The sequence below is a fragment of the Paenibacillus glufosinatiresistens genome, from assembly GCF_031470375.1.
In the GTDB taxonomy this organism is placed as follows: domain Bacteria; phylum Bacillota; class Bacilli; order Paenibacillales; family Paenibacillaceae; genus Paenibacillus_AQ; species Paenibacillus_AQ glufosinatiresistens.
Genome location: NZ_JAVFHT010000006.1, coordinates 42,112 through 56,340, shown reverse-complemented (window position 1 = coordinate 56,340; position 14,229 = coordinate 42,112). Strand labels below are relative to the sequence as shown.

At 54.8% G+C, this 14,229-nt stretch carries 14 protein-coding genes and 1 tRNA gene; 7 read left to right on the top strand and 8 right to left on the bottom strand.

Annotated features, from left to right (window positions below; translation table 11 throughout):
• Position 1: 1 nt before the first annotated feature.
• Positions 2 to 1,087 (top strand): DUF4097 family beta strand repeat-containing protein, encoded by a 1,086-nt coding sequence (locus RBI05_RS09035; RefSeq protein WP_310550844.1) that lies wholly within the window; start codon positions 2 to 4, stop codon positions 1,085 to 1,087.
• 159 nt (positions 1,088 to 1,246) lie between these two features.
• Here RBI05_RS09035 and RBI05_RS09030 read toward each other — a convergent pair whose 3' ends face one another.
• The gene (locus RBI05_RS09030) at positions 1,247 to 2,227 is read right to left on the bottom strand and encodes an aldo/keto reductase (RefSeq protein WP_150456402.1); all 981 of its coding nucleotides are present in this window, start codon (positions 2,225 to 2,227) and stop codon (positions 1,247 to 1,249) included.
• Between the two features lie 177 nt (positions 2,228 to 2,404).
• A complete protein-coding gene (locus RBI05_RS09025; protein WP_150456338.1) occupies positions 2,405 to 3,262 on the bottom strand; it encodes a hypothetical protein in 858 nt (285 codons plus the stop codon).
• Positions 3,263 to 3,590: 328 nt separating this feature from the next.
• On the opposite strand from RBI05_RS09025, the gene leuB reads away from it, so the two are divergent.
• The 4 genes from leuB to RBI05_RS09005 all read left to right on the top strand — a co-directional run bounded on the left by leuB (position 3,591) and on the right by RBI05_RS09005 (position 7,402).
• On the top strand, positions 3,591 to 4,679 hold the full coding sequence (gene leuB / locus RBI05_RS09020; RefSeq protein ID WP_310550843.1) for a 3-isopropylmalate dehydrogenase: 1,089 nt from the start codon (positions 3,591 to 3,593) through the stop codon (positions 4,677 to 4,679).
• A gap of 84 nt (positions 4,680 to 4,763) precedes the next feature.
• Positions 4,764 to 5,303, top strand: a complete 540-nt coding sequence (locus RBI05_RS09015) for a peroxiredoxin (protein ID WP_310550842.1) — start codon at positions 4,764 to 4,766, stop codon at positions 5,301 to 5,303.
• A gap of 224 nt (positions 5,304 to 5,527) precedes the next feature.
• Positions 5,528 to 5,935, top strand: a complete 408-nt coding sequence (locus RBI05_RS09010) for a hypothetical protein (protein WP_150456335.1) — start codon at positions 5,528 to 5,530, stop codon at positions 5,933 to 5,935.
• A 363-nt stretch (positions 5,936 to 6,298) separates the two neighbouring features.
• The gene (locus tag RBI05_RS09005; protein ID WP_408638319.1) at positions 6,299 to 7,402 is read left to right on the top strand and encodes an ATP-binding protein; all 1,104 of its coding nucleotides are present in this window, start codon (positions 6,299 to 6,301) and stop codon (positions 7,400 to 7,402) included.
• A 70-nt stretch (positions 7,403 to 7,472) separates the two neighbouring features.
• On the opposite strand, the gene RBI05_RS09000 is transcribed toward RBI05_RS09005, so the two are convergent.
• The 4 genes from RBI05_RS09000 to RBI05_RS08985 all read right to left on the bottom strand — a co-directional run bounded on the left by RBI05_RS09000 (position 7,473) and on the right by RBI05_RS08985 (position 10,199).
• A complete protein-coding gene (locus RBI05_RS09000) occupies positions 7,473 to 7,613 on the bottom strand; it encodes a hypothetical protein (RefSeq protein WP_191089418.1) in 141 nt (46 codons plus the stop codon).
• 79 nt (positions 7,614 to 7,692) lie between these two features.
• Positions 7,693 to 7,899, bottom strand: coding sequence for a FeoB-associated Cys-rich membrane protein (locus tag RBI05_RS08995; RefSeq protein ID WP_310550841.1), 207 nt, complete (start codon positions 7,897 to 7,899; stop codon positions 7,693 to 7,695).
• A gap of 48 nt (positions 7,900 to 7,947) precedes the next feature.
• A complete protein-coding gene (gene feoB, locus RBI05_RS08990; protein WP_310550840.1) occupies positions 7,948 to 9,960 on the bottom strand; it encodes a ferrous iron transport protein B in 2,013 nt (670 codons plus the stop codon).
• Entirely contained in the window at positions 9,957 to 10,199 is a 243-nt protein-coding gene (locus RBI05_RS08985; RefSeq protein ID WP_310550839.1) for a FeoA family protein, read from the bottom strand. Before RBI05_RS08985 ends, feoB begins: the two co-directional genes overlap by 4 nt.
• A 231-nt stretch (positions 10,200 to 10,430) precedes the next feature.
• Between RBI05_RS08985 and RBI05_RS08980 the strand changes: the two genes are divergently transcribed.
• Both RBI05_RS08980 and RBI05_RS08975 read left to right on the top strand, forming a co-directional pair.
• On the top strand, positions 10,431 to 12,542 hold the full coding sequence (locus RBI05_RS08980; RefSeq protein ID WP_310550838.1) for a putative bifunctional diguanylate cyclase/phosphodiesterase: 2,112 nt from the start codon (positions 10,431 to 10,433) through the stop codon (positions 12,540 to 12,542).
• A gap of 54 nt (positions 12,543 to 12,596) precedes the next feature.
• Positions 12,597 to 12,667, top strand: a tRNA-Gly gene (locus tag RBI05_RS08975).
• A 157-nt stretch (positions 12,668 to 12,824) separates the two neighbouring features.
• On the opposite strand, the gene RBI05_RS08970 is transcribed toward RBI05_RS08975, so the two are convergent.
• Both RBI05_RS08970 and RBI05_RS08965 read right to left on the bottom strand, forming a co-directional pair.
• Complete coding sequence (locus RBI05_RS08970; RefSeq protein ID WP_310550837.1) at positions 12,825 to 13,271, bottom strand: tyrosine-type recombinase/integrase; 447 nt, start codon at positions 13,269 to 13,271, stop codon at positions 12,825 to 12,827.
• Complete coding sequence (locus RBI05_RS08965) at positions 13,262 to 13,825, bottom strand: tyrosine-type recombinase/integrase (RefSeq protein WP_310550836.1); 564 nt, start codon at positions 13,823 to 13,825, stop codon at positions 13,262 to 13,264. Before RBI05_RS08965 ends, RBI05_RS08970 begins: the two co-directional genes overlap by 10 nt.
• Positions 13,826 to 14,229: the final 404 nt, after the last annotated feature.

The window sequence follows — 14,229 nt, the reverse complement described above, 5'->3', positions numbered from 1 at the left end:
TATGGGGAAATGGAGAACGGGCAGTCTGACGGCGGCGCTGGGATGCATCGCACTCGGCGTGCTGTTGGTGCTGATCCAGCTGGGAACGCTTGATGACCAGGCGCTGGGATATGTATGGCCGGCCCTGTTGATTGCGCTGGGACTGGAGACGCTGTTCCGGCTGCTGTTCCGCACTGGCGGCGGCCGAACGAACGGTTGGGCGATCGTGCTGATCATTGCGATCGGGCTCGGCAGCGCGGTGCCTTCCGTACTGGGGGACGGGACGCTGAAGGAATGGTTCGGGAAGAAATATTTGAGTCAGGTACAGGGTGAGAAAGAGATCGGGGCGCAGATCCGGCAGGTCCGCATTTCGATCACCACGGGCAAAATCCGTCTCACCGGAACGGAGAACGAGACAGTAACCTATGAAGGCAAGCTGCGCTCGCCGGGAACCAGCCAGAGCGAGAGCGACGCGGCGCTGAACAAGAATTGGAGCGTCCGCGAGGAAGGGGACACTCTGATTCTGGAGCAGAAGGCGCCGTCCAAGTGGTCAACGCTGATCTTCGGATTTAGTAAGGGACCGTACCTCAATGTGACGCTTCCGTCGCGGCTTGCCGCGACCCTGAGCACAAGCGACGGAACCCTGGATGTGACCGGCATGGAGAATGGGCTGAACGCCGACACCAGCAACGGCAAAGTCGTCATTCAGGACGTCAGAGGCAAGGTCCATGCCGATACAAGCAACGGTTCGCTTGTGCTGCGGCGGATTGACGGCGGGGTCGAGGCTTCGAGCTCGAACGGCTCCATTACCCTGGAACAGCTTGGGGGAGAAGTGTCGGCCAGCAGCAGCAACGGCAAGATCGTCATTGATTCCGCGATTGGCGGCGACTGGGACTGCGAGACGAGCAACGGCAGCATTCATCTCACTGTGCCGCAGGAGACGGATGCTCTGATCAAGGCGGATACTTCAAGCGGCTCGCTGGAGGGAAACGCAGACTGGAACAAGAAGGACAATGACAGTACGAGCGGCGATGTGAAGCTGGGCGGAGGCAGCCATACGGTTCAGCTCTCGACCACCAACGGCGATGTAGAGGCGAATGTGGAATAAGAGGGCTCCAACCTCTTGGTTCCTCCCCCCAAAAAAAACCTTCCGGTTCTGCCCGATAATGGGGCAGGCCGGAAGGTCTTCGTGCGTTCTGCGGATCTGCCGGGCGGATGCTCCGCCGGCCACGGCAAGACAGAGTCGCGCCCGGCGCGCCGGGCGTCTTTACCAGGCGTAGGCTTTGGGGGCGGCGCCGCCGGGCCCCGGGAAGATCTCGTCCAGTCGCTGCAGCGTCGGCCCGTCCAGCGTCACTTCGAGCGCGCGAAGCGAGCTCTCGAACTGCTCCAGCGTCCGCGGCCCGATGATCGGCGCGGTAACGGCCGGGTTGGCCAGCAGCCAGGCCAAGGCCACCGTATCCTGCGGCTCGCCGAGTTCCTGGCAGAGCGAGGCGAACTGCTCGAGCTGCGCCTTGTGCTGCTCAATCCGGTCGGTGTCGCCGCCGCTGCGGCTGCCTTTGATCTTCAGCAGCGCATTGCGGCCGAGCAGACCGCCGTCCAGCGGGCTCCACGGGATAACGCCGAGGCCCAGGCTCTGGGCCGCCGGAAGCACCTCAAGCTCCGGCAAGCGGCAGGTAAGGCTGTATTTGTGCTGTTCCGAGACCAGCCCGAAGAAGCCGCGGGCTTTCGCTTCGCCTTGAGCGACCGCAATATCCCAGCCGGCAAAATTGCTGGAGCCGACGTAGCCGATTTTCCCCTGGCTGACCGCAAGCTCGAACGCTCCCCACAGCTCGTTCCAGGACACGCCGCGATCCACGTGGTGCATCTGGTACAGCTCGATGTGGTCCGTCTGCAGCCGCTTCAGGGAAGCGTCGAGATGGCGGCGGATGATATAGGAGGACAGTCCTTGCTCGTCATTCGGTCCATCCAGCTTGTCATTCATTTGGCCGTAGACTTTCGTCGCCAGCACGACCCGTTCCCGGCGGCCTCCGCCCTGCTGGAACCAGCGTCCGATAATGCTCTCCGTCAGGCCGCTGTTCTCGCCCCAGCCGTACACATTGGCGGTATCAAAGAAGTTGATGCCCGCATCCAGAGCGGTATCCATAATGCGAAAAGCTTCCTTCTCGTCCGTAATCGGACCGAAATTCATCGTGCCCAGACACAGACGGCTGACGTTCATCCCCGATTTCCCCAGCTTGGCATACTGCACGATTGGATCACTCTCCCGCTTCATAATGAGATGCTTGTTCCATTGAAACGCTTACTTAATAATTGTAAAGGACTTAAGATTCAATAGCAAATAAGAGCGCAATCTGAAGCTTTGTCCAGAATTCTGGGCAAAGAAAAAACCTCTGCCGGCCGCGAGGCTGACAGAGGTTCCGGGTTTCTATTGAATTTTCTGGATGGTTGAGATTGTAAGCAGAGTAGCGTTGGTCGTTCCGCCGCTCACATTATCGAAGGAATAGGAGGCAGTCGGCACGCCGCGAAGCCGGACGAGATCATCTTCCAGAATATCGCCGGTCGATCCGGCATAAATGCCTGTAATCGAGTTGAAATTGTCGTCTACAATGTGGACATAAGCTACTGTTCCGATGTCAGTCTCCGTTTCCTCGATGCTGATGACATCTCCGGTTATGGAAATCATTTTTCCGAGGTAAGGTGTAATGTTTTTCTGGAGGTGCTTGGAGGTTACGTTAGGATCGGCAGAGGTCTGCGCAGCCTGTTTGGCTTCTGGAGTTACGGCCGGGAACAAGTCGGAGTGATCAAAGATATATTGGTAGGTTTGTACATCCAGTTCAGCCATATCATCGGTAATCGAAGGCACGATAGTTAACATATAATCCGCAAATTTCGATTTCTCTGCTGTCGCCTGCGCTTCCTCCGCCTCCTTTTGTTGCTGCTCGGCTGCGATTCTGGCTTCCTCGATTTCTTTAGCTTTCTTATCCGCTTCCTCTTTTTTTACGAGTTCTGCCTGGGCCTTCTCATCTTCTGTCGGCTGGGAGACTGCCGGAGACGGGGCGGCCGTTTCAGCAGCGGTTGCCGCCGGAGCGGCGCTTGGAGTACCAGCGGCTTCCGTGTCTTTCGTATCGGTACTGGCGGCGCCGATGATCATAATGACAAAAGCGGCGGCCGCAATAATAAAGTTTCTTTTTGCCGTTCCATGCTTACGAATCACGGAGACGAGACCTAGGATTAAAAAGACGACCGTCCCGACAAATCCGATGACTGCAAGAGCTGTCCACATACCAAATCCCCCTGTAATGTAATAAAAATCCCTGCTCTTCTATTATCAGGTTTTACCGAGAGAAATGAAGTGACGTTTTTAACCCTGGATCGATCAAATTCGACGTTATTTTACAGATGGTTTGAATCTTTGAAAGCGTTGCTTCAATAAATAAAAAAATGGAATGGCTAGTTGGCTGACTTTATTGTTCTAGGAAGCTACCTTATAGGCTTTCCCTATTAACTTGATAGATTCTATATCTTTGTCGTATGGGTGAAGGTATGATACAACAATAGAAGATGAATAGGCCGCCGAGGTGGCGGGATCCCCCCTGAGGAGTGACGACGAAATGAGCGAAGTGAAGAAGATTGCAGTGATAGCCGGAGACGGAATCGGACCGGAAGTAGTGGCCGAAGCGGAGAAAATCTTAAAGGTAACCGAGGAGGTGTTCGGCTACCGGTTCGAGACCGAGCATGCCTTGTTCGGCGGCATCGCGATTGACGAGCGGGGAACGCCGCTGCCGGAGGATACGCTTGCGGTCTGCCGCAGCGCCGACGCGGTGCTGCTGGGCGCCGTCGGCGGCCCGAAGTGGGACAGCAATCCGAAGGAATTGCGGCCGGAGACGGGCCTGCTCGGCATCCGCAAGGCGCTCGGGCTGTTCTCCAACCTGCGTCCTGCCGTTGTCTTTGACTGCTTGAAGGACGCTTCCACACTGAAGCCCGAAGTGCTGGAAGGAACGGACCTCATGGTCGTGCGTGAACTGACCGGCGGCATCTACTTCGGCGAGAAGCTTCGCCGGCAGGGCGAGCAGGGCGAGGAAGCGGTCGATACCTGCGTCTACAACGTGACCGAAGTGGAGCGCATTGTCCGGCAGGCGTTCGAGATCGCCGGCAAGCGCCGGAACAAGCTGGCTTCCGTGGATAAAGCCAATGTGCTGGAGACCTCCCGCCTGTGGCGCGAAGTTGTCAACCGGGTGGCGGCCGATTACCCGCAGGTGGAGCTGGAGCATGTGCTGGTCGATAACTGCGCCATGCAGCTTCTGCGCCGCCCATCGAGCTTCGATGTCATCGTAACGGAGAATATGTTCGGCGACATTCTCAGCGATGAAGCGGCAATGCTGACCGGATCAATCGGCATGCTGGCTTCGGCTTCGCTCGGCGAAGGCAGCTACGGGCTGTACGAGCCGGTTCACGGCTCCGCGCCGGATATTGCCGGTCAGGGGCTGGCGAATCCGATTGCGACCATCCTCTCGCTGGCCTTGATGTTCCGCTTGACCTTCGGATTTGAAGAAGCCGCAGCGGCGATTGAGTCGGCGGTAGCGGAAGTACTGAACGCCGGACACCGGACCAGCGATATTGCGGTGGACAAGAGCCGGGCAATCTCGACGGCCGCTATGGGCGATCTGATTGCCGAAGCGGTCCGCAAGGCGCGGCATTGACTTTGATTTTCCCGAGTGATACGATTTGTTCAGCTATGGGAGGAGTACTCTCTTTCTCGCTAAATTGAAGGAGGATTACTTGCAATGGCTGAACGCATGGTAGGCAGATCGGCACCGGATTTCAAGCTGGAGACCGTTTCGGGCGACGGCAGGGAGTTCAAATGGGTCAGCCTCTCCGATTACCGGGAGAAGTGGCTGGTGCTGTTCTTTTATCCGCTCGATTTCACCTATGTATGTCCGACCGAAATCCGGGCGCTGAGCGAAGCGGCCGGGCAATTCTCCGATTTGGACACCGAGCTTCTGGCCGTCAGCGTGGACTCGGTTCATTGTCACCGGGCGTGGATACAGACGCCGGAAGAGCGCGGGGGCCTCGGGCCGATCCGCTTCCCGCTTGCTTCTGACATTACGAAGAAGACGGTATCTGACTACAACATTCTTCTGGAAGAAGAAGGGGTGGCCCTACGGGGATTGTATATCATTGATCCGGACGGCATTCTGAAATATGAACTGGTTCATCATAATGATGTCGGCCGAAGCGTAGAAGAGACGCTCCGTGTGCTCCAGGCTCTCCAAGCCGGCGGGCTGTGTCCCATGGACTGGCGGCCGGGAGACGCCCTGCTCTGAACGGCCGCTCTGACGGGCCGAATCCGTATCTATTTCTTGCATTTCCAGCCTCCTTCACAGCCGGCAAGACGGAAGGAGGCTTTTTGCATCCGGAAGATCCTCTTTTCGTTTGAAATTGGGCAGGGCGGTTGATATAATCCTTACAAGCCATCAGGAATCTCTGACTAACGGGCATAATACACTAATACGAAACCATCGAATTTGACCAAGGAGGGTGAACAAGCATGAGTTATTGCTGTGGAGCGAGTATGGTAGGTACCAAAGGGACGCTGAAGCATTATCGTACGCATGTCCATAATGTTCCCCTGCTTTTTTGCCCGGTCTGCCACCGGGTGGAGGTTCATTACAAGGTGGAGAACGAATATGAGATTCTGGCTGAATATGCGCATGGCGACGGCGTTACCGACGTCGACTTCCAGGACTATGTCATGGAAGATGAAGAATCGATCTTCGAGAATGTGGTGAACATGGAGAGCGAGGATGCTCTGGCCATTATTCAGAACCAGATCGATATGGCGCTGGATCTGCTGGGCGTTGCCAAGCAGCTGGAGGATGCCAAATGGGAGCGCGAGCTTAAGAAGAGACTGGCCGTTATGAGCCAGCGGAAGCTCCGTCTCCAGCAGAAAGCCTGACCCGGGCCGTCAAGCCTCTTCCGATATAATTTCAGGTCTCCGCAGCAAGTGCGGAGGCCTTATTTGTTAGGGAAGCATAACCCGACAAAGGAGGGAGAACCCTCCTGTCTGAAATCGAACTAAAGAATCATTTTATAAGCGGATGTGTCATTCGACAGTTTCTCCGGTTGCGAAATTCGATTTGATTGGATATGATTGGAATATAGTTGGAAGGGTTGGATAAAATAAATCCTGTGCGGCGTTTGTCCCGGCTTCATCATATGCTTAACGGTCTCAAGGGAACAACATCGTTTGATGCGGCTGAACTGCTTACTGATCAGTAGTCCTGCTTCGTCAAATTCAGTTGAAGGGGGAACTTGCATCGTGTTTCACGAAATTCAGGAGAGTCAGCTAACATCGCTTCGAATGTTCCAATTCGGGTCCATGAACAGTATATACAAGAATATTCTGGAGCAAATAGACAGCGGCGTTATGTTGTTTGATGAGGAAGGCACCCTTGCATTTATGAATGCGCAGATGTACGGTATGCTCGAAATGCAGCGCTACGACTTGACCGGGTATTCCTGTGTGCAGATGTTGAATCACACCTCGTTCAGCCGCTATAAGAAGAAGCAGCTTCTTCGACTCTACCGTGAGACGGTCTACAAAGGGAAAACTTCGCATGAATTTATGGACGAGTACGGCCGCTACTGGAAAGTCACGGCTTCGTACGGCGAGAAGATGAACGGATACTATTTGTTTGTGGCTAAGGAAATCTCCGATTATAAGCAGATCGAACAGACGGCCTATCAGAATGACAACCTGGCTATGCTGGGCAAGCTGTCTGCGTCCATAGCCCATGAAATCCGAAATCCGCTGACGGCGATCAGAGGGTTTATTCAACTGCTCCGTCCCCACCTTCAAGGATTGGGCAAAGAAGAGTATGCCAAGATTATTCTGTCCGAGATTGATCGGGCCAATGATATTATCCATGAATTCCTGAGTTCCTCCAAACCTACTCCTCCCCAGGTAGCCATCATTCCGGTGTCGGCGCTGTTGAAAGAAGTCGTGCTGTTAACCGAAAGCGAAGCCCTGATGACCGGCTGCCAAATCAACCTCCACGCGCCCCATGCCGATCTGACTGTATCCGTTGATGTGAAACAAATGAAGCAGGTTCTTCTCAATATGATTAGAAATGCAATGGAAGCGGTTTCAGATAAGGAAAGCCATACTGGCGGACGAATCGAGCTGGGAGCGCGCCGCGATGGAACCAGTGTCCGCATCTTTGTTTCGGACAATGGCAAGGGGATGGACAGCTGCACGATGGACCGTCTGTTCAATCCCTTCTTCACGACCAAGGATACCGGAACGGGACTGGGATTATCGGTAAGCGAGCGGATTGTCAAGAATCACGGGGGAACGATTTCAGTTACCAGTCAATTAAATGAAGGAACGAGCTTTGTCATTTCGCTGCCGCTGATCCAGTAGCGCATGGCTAAGCCTGACATGAAGAAACCGGAGACTCCGAGAGGAGCTCCGGTTTCTTTTGCATCTGATGTCAAACGTTGCTGCGTTTCGATTTAACCTGATCCATAAAAGACTGGAAGCCGCCCATTACTTTGCTGCGGGCATCCTTGTTCTTCAGCAGGTAGGCCGCTCCCAGGGCGGCGGTCGTCAGAAGCGTTTTTCTCGTGTTCATGATGAATTCCTCCTTGGAATGATAGGCTCGTTGCTTATCCTTTACATAACCTTGTCCCGGAGAATTCAAACATCGGAAGCTACGCCTCGCGTCCGGAAGGACTTCCCGGTGCAGGCCCGGATCCGGACGGTCCGCAGCAGGAGAGGGAGGATGAAGAGGCGGCAGGACAAGTCTTGCTCTTGTCGCAGCCGGCACAGGCTCCCTTCTTGCTCTTCTGAATATGGCGGTAGAGTACCCAGGCTGTATAGCCGAAGATAGCTGCAACAATCAATAGATTCACGAACATGCGGTTGCCTCGCTTTCTGTAGAGAGAGACCTCAGGCGGCCCCGAAGACTAGACCCAGCCCAGCAGCCGGCCCCCTTGATAAATGACCAGCGACACCAGATAGGCCAGAATCAGCGAATACCCCATAGCGAAGAAGGTCCACTTCCAGGAGGCGGTCTCCTTCTTGATTACGCCGACGGTGGCCAGACAAGGAACATAGAGCAGGATGAATGCCATGAAGCTGACGGCGCTGAGCGGAGTGAAGATCTGAGCGAGCTGTCCTTGAAGGCCGGCATCATCCGCCGTGTGATAAATAATGCTCATGGTCGATACGACCACTTCCTTGGCGAGGAAGCCCGGAACGAGCGTGGAACCTGCCTGCCAAGTGCCGAAGCCCAGCGGCTGAAGCAGCGGGGCAATCCAGCCTCCGAATTTGGCCAGATAGCTGTGATCCATATCTACATTCAGACCGCCAGGTCCGGTGTAGGACATGACCCAGATCAGAACCGAACCGGCCAGAATGATTGTTCCGGCTTTCTTCAGAAAGCCTTTTCCCTTGTCCCAAGTGCTGCGCGACAGCGTCTTGGCCTGCGGAAGCCGGTAAGGAGGAAGCTCGATGACGAATACCGAGCTCTCATTCTGGAACAGGAGCTTGGAGAACAGCTTGCAGAGCAGCAGTGCCAGCGCGATGCCCAGACCGTACATGGCAAAGATGGCGGCCGCTTGGCGTTCCGGGAAGAACACGGCAGCGAACAGAACATAGACCGGCAGGCGCGCCGAGCAGGACATCAGCGGAAGCAGGAGCGTCGTCAGCATCCGGTCCTTCGGCTGCTCGATGCTGCGGGCCGCCATAATGGCCGGAACATTGCAGCCGAAACCGATGATGAACGGAATGAACGCTTTGCCGTTCAGTCCCATGCGTTCCATGATGCTGTCCATCAGCAGGCAGACGCGCGCCATGTACCCGGAATCCTCGATGAATGAAATAATCAGAAAGAGAATGAACATTTGCGGGATAAAGACGACCACTCCGCCGACACCGCCGATAATTCCGTCAATAATCAGGTCATGGGTAAAAGAAGAAGCCGAAACGGCGGTCAGCGCGGAATCGGCCCAGCCGCTCAGCGTTCCGCCGATGAACCCGTCCACCAGATCGGACAGGGGAGCGCCGATCCAGTCGAAGGTGCTTTTGAACAGCACATACATGAATACCAGGAACAGCGGCAATCCGAGATAACGGTGCGTGAGCAGCGCGTCGAGCTTCTCCGTCAGGTTGGACGGCTTGGCATGGGACAGATCCACGGCTTCCTGGACGACGGAGCGGATGAACTCCATCCGGGTCGAACGAATCCACTGGGGAAGCGTAAGAGCGAGACTGCTCCGCTGAAGCTCGCGCTGGCACTGGTCCACGATTCCCCGGATCTTCCCAAGGTCCGTCTGACGGGCTAGATGCTGAGTAATCACCGGATTCTGCTCCAACAGTTGAAGGGCGGTCCACCGGAGATTCGGCAGCCGGTGCTGGGAACGAAGCTCCTGCTCAATCGCGGCAATGGCTTGTTCGACTAGAGCGCCATAGTCCAGCCGGAAGGCGACCGCGGGAATGGCAGCGGATTGCTCCAGCGTCGCCAACACCTGGCTGGCGCCTTTGCCTGTGCGCGCCACGAGCGGAAATACCGGAACACCGAGCCTGCGATGCAGGACGCCCGTATCAATCTCGATTCCCCGGGCTGCGGCCACATCGACCATATTTAGTCCGAGAACGGCCGGCTTGCCGTATTCCAGCAGCTGAACGGTCAACAGCAGATTGCGTTCCAGCTGAGAGGCGTCCACGATATTGATCAGTGCCTTCGGCGACTCCTCCATTAAATACCGGGCGGCCACGCCTTCGTCCTTGGAGAGCGGATGGAGCGAATAAATGCCGGGAAGGTCAATGAGCTGTCCGGCGCCGTTCTTGAGACTGCCGATCTTCTTCTCGACCGTGACGCCGGACCAGTTGCCGACGTATTCGTAGGAAGAAGTCAGGGTGTTGAAGAGCGAAGTTTTGCCTGTATTGGGATTGCCGACAAGAGCAATTGAACTCATGATACCTTCACCTCAATTAAGGAAGCTTCTCTCCGGCGGATCGCGAACAGCTGACCGTTGCATTCCAGAGTCACCGGCCCGTGAAAAGGCCCCATCCCCTTCATCCGAACCTGCGCGCCTTCCATAATTCCAAGATCCTCCAGCCTGCGGCGAAGCACGGGATTCATTCCTTTGATCGTATGAATGGAACCGGCGGAACCCGGATGCAAGTGCAGCAGGGAGCAGACAGAAGATCTCAAGATAATCCCTCCGATAGAGATTGATAATCAATCTCAATGATTTGTTTGTAACTTAGCATAATTTAAAATTTTAAGCAGTGATATATATCACAGTAAATAACCGGAGAGGAGCGGCAGATTTGCATTTTTAAGAGTCAGGTGTAACGGTTCGGGGGGCTCTGTCCGATATTGTACATAGGCATTAGAGATCGTGGACCTACTATACCATCATACGATGAACGTGAGGGGCTTATGAAATCGGAGAAAAGAAAGATCGTTCAAGCCATGGCCGGAGGCGTTCTGCTGTATGCAATCATCCAGACTATGCATTCCGCTCTGGCCCGGAATATAAATAAGGAAGTGTTGCTCACCCTGCTTCAGATTGGAAGCTGGTGCACGGTAGCCTTCGCCTTTGCCGTGTTCGTACAGGGAAGGCTGCTGGTATCACGGCGCATGACAAGAGAGAGAACGGGATTATCAGCCTTGTTCTTCGGACTGTTCCTGCTTGACTTTGCGTACACGCTGAGTCTGTCCGGAAGTCCGAACCGGAGCGTCATTTCAGCCGATGCGGGATCTTGGCTGCTGCCGGTATCCCGGCTTACGGCAACGGGAGGGCTGTTCCTCCTCTATAGCAGAAGAAAAGCGGGGGCCGTACATAAAGAAGCAGTTCCGGCATTCGTACGCGCCTCGGCCGGCGCGGCCGCAGCCATTGCGCTGTGTCTGCTTCTGGCGGTTCAGGAGGTTGCCTGGGGGAACGGGGTAAAACTTGGTCTCCATACGCTTGCCCTATTGGCGGCGGCCCCCGCAATTCTCGCCATTCTTCGTTCGGACAGCATGGAACCCGGGAGCCTGGGGGCTATGCTGCCCCGCTCGCTCTTCCTGCTGGGAAGCGGACAATTGTTCCTGCTCCGTTCTACGGGAGAACAGGACCTCAATCTCCTGGTGGGGCTTCTTCTGGGGATGGCCGGCTATGCCGCCATTCTTGTCGGTGTCTTCCGGAAGCTGGATGAGGAAGAACCGAAGCGGGAGCGGGAAGAGATCGAAGCCCAATTGAACTACCTCGTCTACCACGACGAGCTGACCGGTCTCGCTAACCGCCGCAAGCTTCTGCAGCGGCTCAGTTATATGATCGGCCTGCACCAGAAGAATGAAATCGAGGGTTTCTCGGCTCTTGCTATCCTGAATATCAATCACTTCAAGAATATCAACGATTCTCTGGGACACCAGATGGGAGACCGGCTGCTTCAGCTGGTGGCCGAACGGCTGGGAACAAGCCTGGTGCTTGGAGAAGAACTGTTCAGCATGGGAGGCGACGAGTTCGCGCTCCTGATGATGGATTGCCCCAATCTGAACGAATGCACCGACCGGGCCCAGGAGCTGCGGCGGCTGTTCGATAAGCCTCTGGAGCTGGATGCGGGCGAGTATCATATCTCGCTGAGCGTCGGACTTGCGATCTATCCGGGAGACGGAGAGACCGCTGAACAGCTGGTGCAGAGCGCGGATACAGCTGTGCACCATGCCAAGGAACAGGGCAAGGAATGCACCCGGTTCACGCCTTCCATGCAGATGAAGGCTTCCGAGAAGCTGAAGATGGAGAACGATCTGCGGCGGGCTCTGGAGCGGAACGAATTCTATCTGCTCTACCAGCCGCAGGTACGTCTGGAGACGCAGGAGATCGTTGGCATGGAGGCCCTTCTGCGTTGGAATCATCCGAAGCGGGGATTGGTGTCGCCGGTTGAGTTCATTCCCGTCGCAGAGGAGAGCGGCCTGATTGTTCCGATCGGCGAGTGGGTGCTGCAGACGGCCTGCTTGCAGAACAAGGAATGGCAGAAGGCCGGGTACAAGCCGATCTGCGTGTCGGTGAACCTGTCGATGCGGCAGTTTCTTCAACCCAATCTGGCGGGGAAAATCGGGAGGTATCTGGAGGAGATCGAACTGGACCCGAAATTCGTCGATCTGGAAATTACCGAGAGCATGACGCTTGACCGCGAGATGGCGTTCGATCAGCTCCAGCGGCTGAAGGCGCTGGGAGTCGGCATCAGCATCGACGATTTCGGAACCGGCTACAGCTCCCTCCATTACCTGAAGAACATGCCGATTGACCGTCTGAAGATCGACCGCTCCTTCGTCTCCGAGGTAATGGAGGACAGCAACAACGCGGCGATCGTCTCCACGATCACCTCAATGGCGCATCATTTGAAGCTGAAGGTGACGGCCGAAGGCGTGGAGAACGAGGAACAGATGAACTTCCTGAACGAGCAGCAGTGCCACGAGGCGCAGGGCTACTTGTTCAGCAGACCGATTCCGGCCGAGGAATTCGAGGCTTCCTTTCTGCAGCGGAATCTAATGCCGCTGCCGCTGTAGTTCATTGCCTTTTACGGATTCCGGTGGTACAATGAGTCTTGAACTTGAGTACCCGCGGGTGTAGTTCAATGGTAGAACTCCAGCTTCCCAAGCTGGTAGCGTGGGTTCGATTCCCATCACCCGCTTTGCATCAATTTTTTGCCTAAACCCTTGCCCTACAAGGGTTTTTTCTTTGTTCATTTTTCGACATACGTCTGACCTCTTTTCGCCTCTGGGGCAGATTTTGGGGCAGGATCGAGAATTTCGAGTTTGCGGACGACTTCCTGGTTGATCGTTGTAGACTCATGCGTATAGGCAGCGCTCATTGTCCAACTTGGCGTGACGGAGCCGTTCCTGGATCGTCTTCAAATCAGAACCTGATTCGCGGAGCAGCATGCCAGCAGTATGTCGGAGGCCGTGAAGCTTGACGTGAGGTAGCTCGTTGCGCTGGAGAAACTTCCTCCAAGTTGCCGTTGCTGTTCCCGGATAGTAGGGCTTGCCTGTTCCGCCATGAAATACATATTGTTTGTCCCCACCTTCCCAGTTCTTACACTGAAGTTTTTCCTTCCGCCATTCCCGTTCATATTTCCGGAGCTCCTCCATATACCAGCCCGGCATACTGACCCATCCTTCGCTGCTTTCTGTCTTGACCTCCCCTTCAGTTATTCGCCCTTCCTCATCAAGCGTAATCTGTTTCTCAACCCAGACGGCTTGACGATCGAAAGAAACGTCTTGCCACTCTACAGCCAACAGTTCGCCGCGACGGAAGCCCCCAACATGCAGCCGGCAAAGTACAGTCTCCAATGGATAGGCAAAGCATAAAGGGCTGTCAGCAGCGCTTCGACTTCATTCCAATAATAATGCTGCTTCCGGCTGCGAATCTGCATACGCTCTTTTTTGCTCTGACTGGGCCGGGGAACGCCGTCCATTGGATTGCTGCTGATAATCTTCCACTCGGTAGCACAGTCGAAGATGGACTTCGCCGCTTTAAAAATATTCAATTTGGAATTAGTGGCCAACGGGTCGCCTGTCTTCTTTTTAGTAAGCCCGGCGAAAAAGCTCACGAAGTGAAGCGTAGTGATCTTATCCATCCTCATATCCCCGAAGGGTTCCATAAGCCGATCGTTGACCACATCCATGGTGTTTTTGATTGTGTAGCCGCCTAAATGCTGATCCGTATAGCCCTTTTTCCAGACCGGCACAAACTTCCGGAACGTCATTTTGCTTGGTCGCGAAATCTCTCCGGATCGGACAGCCTGCTCAAATTTTTCGCACTCCAAGAGCAGCCATGATTCTGGAATCATATCATCATGAACTGTCGCACAATATGTCGCACAATCTAAAGTGCTATAAGTCTGTCCATAAGTAAGAGCCCGCCAATTCGCGGGCTCTTTTTTGAGTTACGGGGAGTCGGTATGTATGCTGTTGCATATTATTATTTTTGTATTTATCACGCCTTCCGGAGAAGCTCCTAAACTTAGGAACCTCTCAGGAAGTGTGCCTAGCGGTCCCGAATGATGATGACTAGGACTCTGGTGTTTTTAATTAAAAACAGAACAAGTAGTGAAATCGTTCCGAGCATTGTGGCATCCCTCCTTTCTAGGCTATTGAGGGGCATAATAAGTTTGTGGATTTAGCGCACAGAATATTCAAAATAACCCAACCTTCGGAGGTGGTGGCCGTGTAGATGACCGAGATATCAAAACAA